Raw genomic sequence first — 13,315 nt, 5'->3', positions numbered from 1 at the left:
TACAAAAAAATAGGGTATGAACGAAATTCAAGAGAAAATACTACGTATTTGTAATGAGAACTCTAAGAATACTTTAATGGAAACGTTAGATATAGAGTATGTTGAGGTGGGAGAGAATTTTTTAGTAGGTAAAATGCCAGTAGGACCAAAGGTGTATCAGCCAGACGGAATTTTACACGGCGGTGCTACAGCTGCATTGGCAGAAAGTGTTGGTAGTGCTGCTTCTTATATTTTTTTAAACGGACAAGATTTTTTTGTACGTGGATTAGAAATTACGGCAAATCACGTAAAAAGTGTTAAAGAAGGTGCTGTTTATGCAAAAGCAAGTATAGTACACAAGGGGAGAACTACGCAACTTTGGGAGATTAGAATTACCAATGATGCAGGTGAGTTGGTTTCTTTATGTAAATTAACAACTATTTCTCTGCCAAGAAAAAAGTAATAGATGAAACATTTTTTTGAGCAACTACAAACACATTTAGACCAGGCTAAACCTTTTGTAGTTTACAGAAAACCGAATGAAATTATAGTTAATGCAGTGCTACAAGCAGATACTGTTTTGCACTACGTAAAAGACTACCAGGAGTCGGGCTTTGTGTTTGCACCCTTTAATAGCGAGGATGCATCAATCTTAATACCAAATACAACTGTTTTAACGGCAACTTATACATCAGAAGAGCTAAATACTAGTTCTGGAGTTGATTCTTTTGTAGCGTCGGTTGTAGCTGCAAGAGAGAGTCATATCAACCTAGTAAAAAAAGGAATTGAAGCAATAGTAGAAGATCAGTTGCAAAAAGTGGTGTTGTCGCGTACCATAGAAGTATCAACAAAAAAAGCTCCTTTAGATTTATTTAAACAATTATTAGATACATATGCTACGGCATTTTGTTATTTGTGGTACCATCCTAAAGTGGGGATGTGGTTTGGTGCAACACCAGAAGTTTTGTTAAAAACAGAAAACCAACGTTTAGAAACTTCATCTTTGGCAGGTACTCAGGTTTATAAAGAAGGGCAAGAACCAATATGGGGAGAAAAAGAATATAATGAGCAAGACGTAGTAACTCAGTTTATAAAAAAAGAATTAGAGGATAAGGTAACCAATCTAAAAGTAACAGATGTAGCGTCTGTAAAAGCAGGTAAATTATGGCACCTTAGAACTAAGATTACAGGAGTAATGCAAAACAACTTAAAAGATATTTTAGTAGCATTGCACCCTACACCGGCAACTTGTGGTTTACCAAAACAAACAGCAAAAGAGTTTATTTTGGCAAACGAAAATTACAATAGAAGCTATTATACAGGCTTTTTAGGGGAACTTAATTTTAGCAAAGAACTGCATAGAGCAAAGACAAGACGTAATATAGAAAATAGAGCATATACTGCAATTAAAAAAGTTTCTAATATCTATGTGAACCTACGTTGTGCAGAGGTAACTAATACAGGAGTAAAGGTCTATGTAGGAGGCGGAATAACAAAAGCCTCTAATCCCGAAAAAGAATGGGAAGAGACCGTAGCTAAAAGTGGCACTATGTTGCGTATTATTCTAAAATAAATGGGTAAACAATAGTTTACTATTGTACTTTTGCACAATTAAATTACTAATAAATATTCTTATAAATTGAGATACTCCAGTATACCTAGCGCCCAATCTGTTATATTACATTGTAAGGCAAAAGGAGTTAAAGATATCGTAATATCACCAGGTTCTAGAAATGCGCCATTGACTATTGGTTTTACAGAAGATCCTTATTTTAAGTGTTACAGTATTGTAGACGAGCGTTGTGCTGCTTTTTTTGCATTAGGCTTGGCTCAGAACACGGGTAAGGGTGTTGCTGTTGTTTGTACATCTGGGAGTGCGTTGCTTAATTACTATCCGGCAATTGCGGAAGCTTTTTACAGTGATATTCCTTTGTTGGTTATTTCTGCAGATAGACCAAGCTATAGAATAGACATAGGAGACGGACAAACCATTAGACAAGCTAATGTGTTTAAAAACCATATAGGATATCAAGCTAATTTAAAGCAAGATGTTTTACACGCTACAGCAACCGTTCAAAAATATGGCAAGGCATTATTGTCTACTAAAGAATCTCCAGAGACGCAGCAAAATAGCATAAATAATTACAATGGAGCAGAGCTGCAAAAAGCGATAGATTATGCCTTAGAAGAGCGCTCACCTGTGCATATAAATGTTCCTTTTGAGGAGCCTTTATATAATACGCAAGGGCAAGTGTCTGTTTTTCCTAGTATAAAGGAGGAAGAAGACCCTGTAATAGAAACGTGCTCTCGTTTAGATGATTTTGCAGCTATATGGAATAGTGCTAGCAAAAAAATGATTTTAGTGGGTGTTAATAAACCCAGTGTGGTAGAACAACAGTTTTTAGATGAATTGGCTGAAGATGAATCTGTAATTGTTTTTACCGAGACAACATCTAATATACATCATCCTTCTTTTTTTAATAGCATAGACAGTATTTTGGCTCCTATTGAAAAATTAGAAAATAAAGAAGAGTTGTTTAAGGCATTGCAACCAGATGTGTTGTTAACCTTTGGTGGTTTAGTAGTTTCTAAAAAAATAAAACAATTTTTACGTACGTACAAGCCAAAACATCATTGGCATATTGATGGTAAAAAGGCTTACGATACGTTTTTTAGTTTATCGCATCATTTTAAAGTAGATACAAATACGTTTTTTAATGCTTTTTTAGATAAGACAAATTATAAAGAAAGTAGTTATTATGAGTATTGGTCTAAGGTTAAACTCAGCTACGAACAAAAAAGAGAAGCATATTTAGAAACGATTCCGTTTTCAGATATGTTGGCCTTTTCAAAAATACTACCAAACATACCAGACGGCTACCAAGTGCATTTGTCTAATAGTTCTACGGTAAGGTATGCACAGCTTTTTCCTCTAAAAAGTGCGTTAAAAGTATATTGTAATAGAGGAACCAGTGGTATAGATGGTAGCACATCTACAGCCGTAGGTTCATCAATCTATGCAAAAAAACCTACTGTTTTAATAACAGGTGATTTAAGTTTTTTGTACGACAGTAATGCACTTTGGAATAACTATATAAAACCTAATTTTAGAGTTATTGTAATAAATAATAGCGGAGGTGGTATTTTTAGAATATTACCAGGGCAAGAAGAGACAGAGAACTACAAAACATATTTTGAAACGACCCATAACTTAGATATTTCTAATTTGTGTAAAATGTATAGTATTGATTATAAGCTCGCTGAAGATGATGAAATGTTGGAAAAACAGTTAGAGAATTTTTATGAAGAATCTGACGGGCCTAAATTATTAGAGGTGAAAACACCTAGAATAATAAACAATAAAATTTTGCTTAGTTATTTTGATTTTATATCTTAGAAGCATTATTAACATTAACTATAAAAAAGAACATTAAAATTATGAGTCAAAGAGATGATTTAATTACAAAATATGCAGCAGACATAAAGGATAAATTTGGAGAAACTGCCGATATGGATTTATTAACTAAAGTTACTATTGGTTTAGGTCCGTCTATTTACAATAAAGACTCTTCGTTAGTGTCTGGTTCTGACGAAAAAGAATTAGAAACAGTTAAGAAAAACTTTTTAATGAAAAAATTAGGGATGAGTGATGATCCTAAATTAATGGAAGGTGTAAAAGCTGTTATGGACAAGTATGGTTCTTCTAATAGAAATAAGCATAGGGCTGTTGTATATTATAAATTAGCACAGCATTTTAAAAAAGAATCTGTTTATAACAAATAGAACTTTTAATAAAATAATTTAAAAGAGGCTACCTTAAGTAAGGTAGCCTCTTTTTTTTACTGTATTTTTGTAGCATACAATTGTAAAATGGAATTAGGAAAATATAACACACTAGAAATTTTAAGAGACACCAGTGTTGGTTTGTTTTTAGGAGATGAAGAAGGTAATGACGTTTTGTTGCCTAACAAATACGTGCCAGAGAATTTTGAGATAGGAGATATGCTTACGGTTTTCTGTTACTTGGATTATGATGAGAGACCGGTTTCTACTACATTAAAACCATATATTACCCGTAACGATTTTCATTTACTAAGAGTAGCTGAGGTAAATAACTTTGGTGCTTTTATGGAATGGGGATTAGAGAAACACTTGTTGGTTCCTTTTAGAGAGCAGCGTACTAAAATGGTAGACGGACAATGGTACATTGTATATTGCTATTTAGATGAAAAAACAGATAGGTTAGTTGCTTCTAACAAACTAGATAAGTTTTTATCTAATGAAGAATTAACTGTAGAAGATAACGATGAGGTTAATATCTTGTTTACGCGTAAAACAGATCTTGGTTGGGAAGTTATAATTAACAGCTTGCACAAAGGTTTAGTATATTCTAATGAAGTTTTTAAAGATATAGCTATAGGCGATAAGCAAATAGGGTATGTGAAAAACATAAGAACAGATAATAAAATAGATGTTTCTTTACAACCTTTAGGTCATTTAAGTTTAGAACCTGTTGCTGCCAAAATTTTACAAAAAATTAAGGACGATGGAGGTTATTTAGGTCTACACGATAAATCTGATCCAGAAGATATTAAAATGCAATTACAGTTAAGTAAAAAGGCATTTAAAAAAGGTGTAGGCACTTTATACAGAGAACGTAAGATAGAAATAAGAGAAGACGGTCTTTATTTGCTTTAAAAAAGGAACTGTTCGTTTGTAAATTTAAACGCACAAGATTAATTTTGTAACTTACATTTAATAGTGCAACATTCTTTATTCGTCTAAAAAATTGTTAAATTGCATAGACGGTAATGTCTTTATAATTACTATTTAACTAACCATTAAATTAAAAACATATGCCATTTATAGAAGAAGTAGATTTACTAGAATTGCATAAAGACATAGACAAGGCTCAGTTAATGAACGAGCGTTTGCTAGATCAAATTAAGTTTAAAAATAAAGAACTTAAAAGAAAAAAAAGACAACGTAATGTTTTAGGTGTAATAGCTGCTGTTTTTTTTCTTGGCACCTTAGTTTTTACATCGTTTTCCGCAGGTTTATCTACAAGGGCAAGAGCTTTTAATACGCAGGAGAACAATAATATATTGGTATCTATAGATAGTTTAGATGTTATTAAGTCTAGGATCAATAATCTTAAAGAGCAAAATGAAGAGCTTAACTTTGTCAACGATTTTTATCTCGCTAAAAATATTTTAGATAAAGAAATAATATATTCTGTTCAAATAAAAACATTTGTAGATAACAATGTAACGTTAGTGTCTAATACATTGGCAAACACACTGTTTGTAAAGAACAACCCTTTTTATACCTATTCCATTGGTAATTTTGAAACTATTGATGAAGCTAGAACATTTAGGTTGCAGCTTGTGAAAATGGGGTTTGAAGATGCTTTTGTTGCCTCTTATAAAGATGGCAAACGATTAAAAATAGAGAATCCTAATTAAGAATGAAATTAAAAGCTTGGGTAAATGCAGCGAGGTTAAGAACCTTACCTTTGTCTGTATCTGGAATCATAGTTGGTTATGCGCTTGCTAGCCTATTTGGCTTTACTAACAGCACTATTTTTATAATAGCTTTACTAACAACCGTAGCGTTACAAGTAACTTCTAATTTTGCAAACGACTATGGAGACGGAGTTAAAGGTACAGATAACGAAACAAGAATAGGGCCAAAACGTGCTTACCAAAGCGGTATACTTACTAGAAAGGAGCTTAAAAGGGGTATTATTATAGCCATAGTTGTAAGTTTAGCTTTAATAGTAGCGCTAATATTGTCTGCATTTAGTAGAGATAGCCTTTTATATATTGCCATCTTTTTTGTGTTAGGTGTATTGGCAGTATGGGCTTCTATAAAATATACGGTAGGAGAATCTGCTTATGGCTATAGAGGCTTAGGAGATGTTTTTGTATTTATCTTTTTTGGCTTAGTTAGTGTATTAGGGTGTATGTTTTTGCTTACTAGTAAATTATATGCAATAGCATTTCTACCCGCAATAACAGTTGGGCTGTTAAGCGTAGCGGTTTTAAATTTAAATAATTTAAGAGACATTATATCCGATAAAAACTCCGGAAAAAATACAATAGTTGTTAAAATGGGCTTTTTAAACGGAAAAAAGTACCATTATTCAATACTTATTGTTAGCTTTATTTGTGCATTAGTTTTCACGCTATACAGCTATACAAGTTATATTAATTTTATATGGATATTAGCTTATATACCTATAGCTAAACATTTTACACGAATTGTTAAAATGAAAGATTCATTAACAATGGATCCTGAGTTAAAAATAGTAGCTTTGAGCAGTTTTTTATTCGCTATTTTGTTTTATTTTAGTTTTAATATTTTTTTGTAAATTAGCGTATATAAAGTCCATCCTAAAACCAACAAAATTGGAAAAACCCATAAAAATACTAATTGTAGAAGATAATGTTATCATAGCAGATGATATGCAATCAATGCTAGAGGAGATAGGTTATGAAATAGTAGGTAACGTTATTGTTTATGAGCAGGCAGAGGAAGTATTAAGAACTACAGAAGTAGATTTAGTACTTATAGATATAATATTGGCATCAGATAAAACAGGTATAGATCTAGGTAAGCATATTAGAGCAAACTATAATATCCCTTTTATATTTGTTACGTCTAACTCGGACAGAGCTACAGTAGAAAAAGCAAAAGTTGTTAAACCAAACGGGTATTTAGTAAAACCTTTTGAGCAACAAGATTTATATACATCTATAGAGATAGCTTTATCTAATTTTAATTATTTAGATAAACAAGGTCTTACAGAAGATGATGTAGATAAGCCTATGTCTAACTCAGTTTTAAAAGATTCTATCTTTGTTAAAAAACAACACCTATACTACAGAATTAATTTTACAGATATACAGTTTATAAAGGCTGATAATGTATACCTAGAGGTAAACACTGTAGATAAGAAGTTCTTGGTAAGGTCGCCACTAAAAGATTATTTAGAGAAATTGCCTAGAGATAAATTTTACAGAGCTCATAAATCTTATATTGTAAATGTAGATCATATTGGAGCTGTAAATTCTAAAGATGTTATGATTAATGATAAATTAATTCCAATCTCTAAAGAATTTAAAGAGTTCATAATTTCTTCAATGAATTCATAAAATTAAATGTATAAAATAAAAAAAGCCTTACTAGAATTAGTAAGGCTTTTTTTATTGGTTGTTAGTGTAGGTTTTTACTACAATATATTTAATGTTATTTAGTTTATGGCAAATGGGTTTCTACCCTTATCTTTTTAAGTCCTATGGTGTTGTGCTAAAAGTGGTTTATTTTAGCAAATTAGGGCTCTTGTTTTAAAGAATTGTAAGTAATTCTTACAATAGGGCGCATTTTTTGTAAAAACAAAGAAGTTTTGCCTTATTATTTTTGCTATTTTAAGCTTATTATTATGTAGAAAATCATAACTTGCCCTAGACTTTAACAGAAACTTAGGGAAAAGAGAAATTTTAGAGTTTCAGCCTCTTTTTACTTAACATTTAGTTAGGCTAAATATTTATAACAGACCTCTCAGAATATGATTACTATAATTGCTGGTATATTGAGCAAACCAAGAACGAGAACAACTAATTTAACTCCAACAATAAGCGTATTAAGCACTAAAATGTGTTGTAGTGCTCTTATTTTGTTATTTATAGCAACAAGTGATTTAGTTGCGCAAGAAATACAACTACAACAAACGGTTCTAGATAGCTTTGTAAAAATACCATCTGCAAAAGACAAGTTTAGCTATTTTTATAAAACACCAAATAGATACAAAGAAAATTCTAGTTACGAGTGGTTAGAGCGTATAGATTCTATGCTTACTAAAGCTAGGACAGCCCAAGATGATGGCTCTATTGAATACTATAAAATTCTTCAGGCTCATATTCATCAGGATTTAGTACAGTATGATAAGAGTATAGCAATTACCAACGAACTATATATAGACAAAACGAAGCTCACGGATACTCTAAAAAGTGCTTTATTAGATATAATGGATGAGAATTATTCTCAACTTAAATTATATGAAAAGCAAATAGCTATTCGTAAAGAAAAAAAGGAATTGGGTTTGGCAGATAATATCTCTTTTTTCGATATTTATGCAGACCAAGGCTTATACCAAAAAGCTAGAAGCGAGTACATTAGAGAAATGAGCAACTCTGTTAGTAGTAAAGATTACTACGGACAGGCACAATACAATAATAAAATTGGTGATTTTCTAAGATTAGACAAGTCGTCACAAGTAGCTTTAGAAAAGTACCAAGAAGCAAGAAAATTTATAAACACTTATTTAGATACTATTGCAAGACCTAAAACTGAAGACGATTTGGTTAAAGGAGCTCTTTTAAAAGGTGTTATAGAAGGTAATATTGGTAAATGTTATATGATCTTAAAAAGATATGATGAAGCTATACCGCTGTTAGATTCTAGTTTAGTTAAAATAAGAGAAAACAACGTAGAAGTATACTCGCAAGATGCAGTAGAAAATACATTGGACTTAGCCAATTGTTATTTGCAAACCAATAAATTAGATAAGGTTTTAGAGTTAATTAATGGTGATTTACGTACGATTAAGGTTTCTAATGTATTGCGTAAAAACCAATTGTTAGCTGTCTATTACGAAAAAATGAACGATTTTAGGAGAGCTAACTATTATTTAAATAATAATATTAGAATAAACGATTCTATTAGAGTTAACGAGACACTTAAAAAACATCAGCAAATAGCAACAGTCTTTGAAAAAGAGTTAGAGAATTCTGAAGATAGACTAGATGAGAAGAAGATAGAATTAGAAAATGCGAAAATTGAGGCTCAGGCCAATGATGAGCGTATGAGTCTTATCTTAATTTCTTTAATATTTACATTGTTAGGTTTGGGTGGTTTGGTTTTTGCTTACATAAAGAGTATTAAAAATCAACGTGTTATAGCAAAACAAAACAACATTATAGAAAGTCAATTAATAGAGAAAGATTCATTATTAAAAGAAATTCATCATAGGGTAAAAAATAACCTTCAGATGGTATCTAGTTTGTTAAGTCTACAAACTAAAAACACTAAAAGTAAAGCTGCTATTATGGCTTTAGAAGAAGGTAAGAGTAGGGTTAAGGCAATGGCTTTAATACACCAAAAATTATATCAGAATGATGATTTATCTGTCATAGAAATGCAAGGTTATGTAGAGAGTTTGGTAAATAGTGTGCAATCCGTATTTAAAAAGGGTGGCCACAACATTACTATAACCATAGATGCAGAGGGTGTAGAACTAGATATAGATAGAGCAATTCCGTTTGGTTTAATATTAAACGAACTTGTATCTAACTCGTTTAAATATGCATTTCCAGAGAATGACGATAATGGGAAAATCTATATACATTTAAGAAACACAGAAACTGGTGGTTATTTTGAGTATACAGATAATGGAGTAGGTTTGCCAGATGATACAGACGAAAGAACAAAGTCTTCTATGGGTATTCGATTAATGAATCGTTTAGTAAATCAGTTACAATCTACACTTAATATAGATAAATCTGTAGAAGGAGTTCGTTTTTGGTTCAATTTTAAATAAATTTGAATTAAAATAAAATACTATGAAAATTACATTCCTTGGTCACGCAACTTTATTACTAGAAATTGGTGACAAAACTGTATTGGTAGATCCATTTATTTCAGGAAATCCAAAGAATACTAATTTAGTAGATAAAGATACTTTAAACCCAGACTACATATTAGTTACACACGCACATCAAGACCACGTTTTAGATGTAGAAGATATAGCTAAGAGAACCGATGCCGTAATAGTTAGTAATTTTGAAATTGCTACGCATTACGAGAACAAAGGACTAAAAGTACACCCAATGAACCACGGTGGTAGTTGGACTTTTGATTTTGGAACTGTAAAATACGTAAACGCGATACACACATCTTCTTTTGCAGATGGATCTAATGGAGGCTTACCAGGAGGCTTTATAGTTACGACGAATGAAAAAAGTATCTATATAGCAGGTGATACAGCTTTAACTATGGATATGAAACTTATCCCTATGTTTACAACGTTAGACCTAGCTATTTTACCAATAGGAGATAATTTTACTATGGGGGTAGATGATGCTATTATTGCATCAAACTTTGTGGAGTGTACTACAGTTTTGGGTTATCATTTTGATACTTTTGGTTTTATAGAGATTGATGAAACAAAAGCTGTAGAAAAATTTAAAGCTGCTGGTAAACAACTACATCTATTGCCAATAGGCGCATCACTTACAGTCTAATTTAGCTGTAATGAAAGCAACTTATAAAAAATATACACTAGACTTTAAAAGACCTAGCGGAACCTCTAGAGGTGTACTTACACAAAAAGAAACTTGGTTTATTATTTTAAAACAAAATGATAAAGTAGGTATAGGTGAGTGCGGCATATTAAGAGGTTTAAGTATAGACGACGTTCCTAATTATGAAGCAAAGCTAAAATGGGCATGTAGTAACATCCATTTGGGCTTAGATTCGCTTTTAAATTATTTAACAGAGTTTCCTAGTATACAATTTGGACTAGAACAAGCATTTTTATCTTTAGCATCCAAAGATCCTTTTATTACATTTAAAAACGATTTTTCAAACAATGAAGCTAGTATTCCGATTAACGGATTAATCTGGATGGGAGAAGAATCTTTTATGCATCAACAAATACAGCAAAAACTAGAAGATGGTTTTAGTTGTATTAAAATGAAAATAGGTGCAATCGATTTTGATAAAGAAATAGCGCTTTTAAAATCGATTAGAGCAAAATATAAAAAAGAGGAAATAGAATTGCGTGTAGATGCTAATGGTGCTTTTAAAGATGACGCTTTAGATAAGTTGAAGATTTTATCAGATTTAGATTTACATTCTATAGAACAGCCAATTAAGCAGGGTAATTATACGAAAATGAAGAATCTTTGTGCTGTTACACCATTACCTATTGCTTTAGACGAAGAATTAATTGGCGTATTTGGTGTAACAAAAAAGGAAGAACTGCTACAAACTATACAACCACAATATATTATTTTAAAACCTAGTTTAGTTGGTGGTTTTAAAGGGTGTGAAGAATGGATTTCTATTGCAGAAAAGTATAATATTGGTTGGTGGGTTACCAGTGCATTAGAAAGCAATATTGGTCTAAATGCCATTGCGCAATGGACGTATGGTTTGCAAAGTAAAATGCCACAAGGTTTGGGTACAGGTAGTCTGTATACCAATAATTTTAATAGTCCTTTAGAGGTTCGTAACGGTGCTATTAGTTACCGTAAAAACTTAGAATGGCAGAACAATTTAATTACAGATTTATGTATATAGAACAAGGTCTTAAAGCAAAAACTAGAGGTTTATGGAAATATTTTATTATTCCTACAGCTTTTATTATTTTAATGATTTTTAATTATATAGCAGTAAAAGCATCACCTGTAGATATGGGTGAAATGATGGATCAGTTGATTAATCAGTTGGGAAGAAATACTGTTTTTGCTCTTAATTTATTACCGTTAGCGTTTGGCTTGCTACTCGTTTTAGGATGGACAAAGCTGGTTCACAGACAATCTATAACATCTTTAACCACAGCTCGAAAAAAAATAGATTTTAAGCGCATTGGTTTTTCATTTGCTTTTTGGGGTTTATTAACTGTAGTTTTATTTGCCGTTGGTTTTGTGTTATCTCCAAACGATTTTGTTTTCAATTTTAAAGCTGGGCCTTTTATAACCTTGGCGATTATAAGTTTGTTGTTAATACCTTTACAAACTAGTTTTGAAGAATATCTTTTTAGAGGGCATATGATGCAAGGTCTAGGACTCTTGGCGGGTAATAAATTAGTGCCATTAATTATAACATCTGTTTTGTTTGGTGTTATGCATATGGCTAATCCAGAGGTAGAAACCCTAGGTTATGGTATTATGGTATATTATATTGGTACAGGTTTCTTTTTAGGTATTATTACACTAATGGACGAAGGTTTAGAATTGTCACTAGGTTTTCACGCTGCTAATAATTTAATTGGAGCACTACTTGTTACTGCAGATTGGACCGTTTTCCAGACAGATTCTATTTATGTAGATGTGAGTAAGCCAGAATTAGGATGGGATATTTTTGTTCCAGTTTTAGTAATATATCCTATTTTAATATTGCTTTTTGCTAAAAAATACAAGTGGACTAACTGGAAAGAAAAACTAACAGGTAAAGTTTTAAAAGAAGAAGAAATGACTCCTGAGCAACTTGCAGATGACGTATTTTAAAACTATTCATCCTAGATTTAAATTAAATGGTATTTCTTTTTCTAATGATAGTCTAAAAGCATTTGCTTTAGAATTGATTAAGAAAGATAATTTTGAAAATGCCATTGGCTTGTTTTTACGACTATGGTTGTCTGATGGTAAAGATTTGGTGGTCCATACTTCTGGTTCTACAGGTACACCAAAACCAATAATAATACAAAAAGAGCAGATGGTAAATTCTGCTTTAGCGACTGGTAAATTTTTTAATTTAAAAGAAGGTGATACAGCTTTGTTGTGTTTACCCGCTAGTTACATTGCCGGTAAAATGATGCTGGTTAGAGCTCTTGTTTTAGGGTTAGAGATAGATTATGTTGACCCAAGTTCTAATCCATTAGAAAAAGTAGGTAAACAATACAAGTTTTCTGCAATGGTTCCTATGCAGGTTTTTAATTGTATAGATAAGCTACATTTAATAGATATACTTATAATTGGCGGAGCGGCAGTTTCTTTAGATTTAAAAAAACAACTTAAAGCTGTGCCAAACAAATTGTTTGAGACCTATGGGATGACGGAGACTATTACCCATATAGCAGTAAAAGAAATTAATGCAACTTCTTTTAAAACTTTGCCTAATGTAACTATTTCTTTAGATAATCGTAATTGTTTAGTTATAGAAGCTCCACAAGTTTCTAACGAAATTATTACCACTAATGATGTTGTAGAACTAGTTTCTAAAACTGAATTTAAATGGTTGGGTAGGTTTGATACTATTATTAACTCAGGCGGTATAAAGTTAAATCCCGAACAGATAGAAGCTAAACTATCTAACTATATTAAAACCGATTTTTTTGTAGCGAGTTTGCCAGATGCCGTGCTACAAAATAAGCTTGTTCTGTTAATTGAAGGTGAACAGATAAATGATGATTTAATTGCTACACTAAAAAAGTCAACAGCGTTTACTTCTTATGAAATACCTAAAGAAGTTTATTGTATTTCTGAGTTTGCTCGCACTGAATCTGGTAAAATTCAACGAGCTAAAACTTTAGCATTACTTAAAAAGTAAC

The 13,315-nt window shown here is 31.7% G+C and carries 13 protein-coding genes; all 13 read left to right on the top strand.

Going from position 1 to position 13,315, the window contains the following annotated elements:
• Window positions 1-16 precede the first annotated feature (16 nt).
• The 13 genes from M4I21_RS02770 to M4I21_RS02710 all read left to right on the top strand — a co-directional run bounded on the left by M4I21_RS02770 (window position 17) and on the right by M4I21_RS02710 (window position 13,314).
• Window positions 17-442, top strand: coding sequence for a PaaI family thioesterase (locus M4I21_RS02770; RefSeq protein ID WP_249557501.1), 426 nt, complete (start codon window positions 17-19; stop codon window positions 440-442).
• Between the two features lie 3 nt (window positions 443-445).
• Window positions 446-1,552: a chorismate-binding protein gene (locus M4I21_RS02765; protein ID WP_249557500.1), complete on the top strand. Its 1,107-nt coding sequence runs from the start codon at window positions 446-448 to the stop codon at window positions 1,550-1,552.
• A 66-nt stretch (window positions 1,553-1,618) separates the two neighbouring features.
• Entirely contained in the window at window positions 1,619-3,376 is a 1,758-nt protein-coding gene (menD, locus tag M4I21_RS02760; protein ID WP_249557499.1) for a 2-succinyl-5-enolpyruvyl-6-hydroxy-3-cyclohexene-1-carboxylic-acid synthase, read from the top strand.
• Between the two features lie 41 nt (window positions 3,377-3,417).
• The gene (locus M4I21_RS02755; protein ID WP_249557498.1) at window positions 3,418-3,762 is read left to right on the top strand and encodes a DUF2853 family protein; all 345 of its coding nucleotides are present in this window, start codon (window positions 3,418-3,420) and stop codon (window positions 3,760-3,762) included.
• An 87-nt stretch (window positions 3,763-3,849) separates the two neighbouring features.
• The gene (locus M4I21_RS02750; RefSeq protein ID WP_249557497.1) at window positions 3,850-4,677 is read left to right on the top strand and encodes a CvfB family protein; all 828 of its coding nucleotides are present in this window, start codon (window positions 3,850-3,852) and stop codon (window positions 4,675-4,677) included.
• Between the two features lie 158 nt (window positions 4,678-4,835).
• A complete protein-coding gene (locus M4I21_RS02745; RefSeq protein ID WP_249557496.1) occupies window positions 4,836-5,444 on the top strand; it encodes a PilN family protein in 609 nt (202 codons plus the stop codon).
• Window positions 5,445-5,446: 2 nt separating this feature from the next.
• Window positions 5,447-6,352 (top strand): 1,4-dihydroxy-2-naphthoate octaprenyltransferase, encoded by a 906-nt coding sequence (gene menA, locus M4I21_RS02740; RefSeq protein ID WP_249557495.1) that lies wholly within the window; start codon window positions 5,447-5,449, stop codon window positions 6,350-6,352.
• Window positions 6,353-6,389: 37 nt separating this feature from the next.
• Entirely contained in the window at window positions 6,390-7,136 is a 747-nt protein-coding gene (locus M4I21_RS02735; protein ID WP_249557494.1) for a LytR/AlgR family response regulator transcription factor, read from the top strand.
• Window positions 7,137-7,549: 413 nt separating this feature from the next.
• On the top strand, window positions 7,550-9,580 hold the full coding sequence (locus M4I21_RS02730) for a sensor histidine kinase (RefSeq protein WP_249557493.1): 2,031 nt from the start codon (window positions 7,550-7,552) through the stop codon (window positions 9,578-9,580).
• Window positions 9,581-9,602: 22 nt separating this feature from the next.
• Window positions 9,603-10,283 (top strand): metal-dependent hydrolase, encoded by a 681-nt coding sequence (locus M4I21_RS02725; protein ID WP_249557492.1) that lies wholly within the window; start codon window positions 9,603-9,605, stop codon window positions 10,281-10,283.
• A gap of 10 nt (window positions 10,284-10,293) precedes the next feature.
• Window positions 10,294-11,343: an o-succinylbenzoate synthase gene (locus tag M4I21_RS02720; protein ID WP_249557491.1), complete on the top strand. Its 1,050-nt coding sequence runs from the start codon at window positions 10,294-10,296 to the stop codon at window positions 11,341-11,343.
• Window positions 11,334-12,272 carry a CPBP family intramembrane glutamic endopeptidase gene (locus tag M4I21_RS02715; RefSeq protein WP_249557784.1) on the top strand — a complete coding sequence of 313 codons (939 nt, stop codon included), beginning with the start codon at window positions 11,334-11,336 and terminating at the stop codon, window positions 12,270-12,272. Before M4I21_RS02720 ends, M4I21_RS02715 begins: the two co-directional genes overlap by 10 nt.
• The gene (locus M4I21_RS02710; RefSeq protein ID WP_249557490.1) at window positions 12,259-13,314 is read left to right on the top strand and encodes an AMP-binding protein; all 1,056 of its coding nucleotides are present in this window, start codon (window positions 12,259-12,261) and stop codon (window positions 13,312-13,314) included. Before M4I21_RS02715 ends, M4I21_RS02710 begins: the two co-directional genes overlap by 14 nt.
• Window position 13,315 lies beyond the last annotated feature (1 nt).

The sequence above is a fragment of the Cellulophaga sp. 20_2_10 genome (assembly GCF_023476645.1).
In the GTDB taxonomy this organism is placed as follows: domain Bacteria; phylum Bacteroidota; class Bacteroidia; order Flavobacteriales; family Flavobacteriaceae; genus Cellulophaga.
The sequence above is the reverse complement of the archived record's forward strand: the minus strand, read 5'-3'. Positions and strand labels throughout refer to the sequence as shown.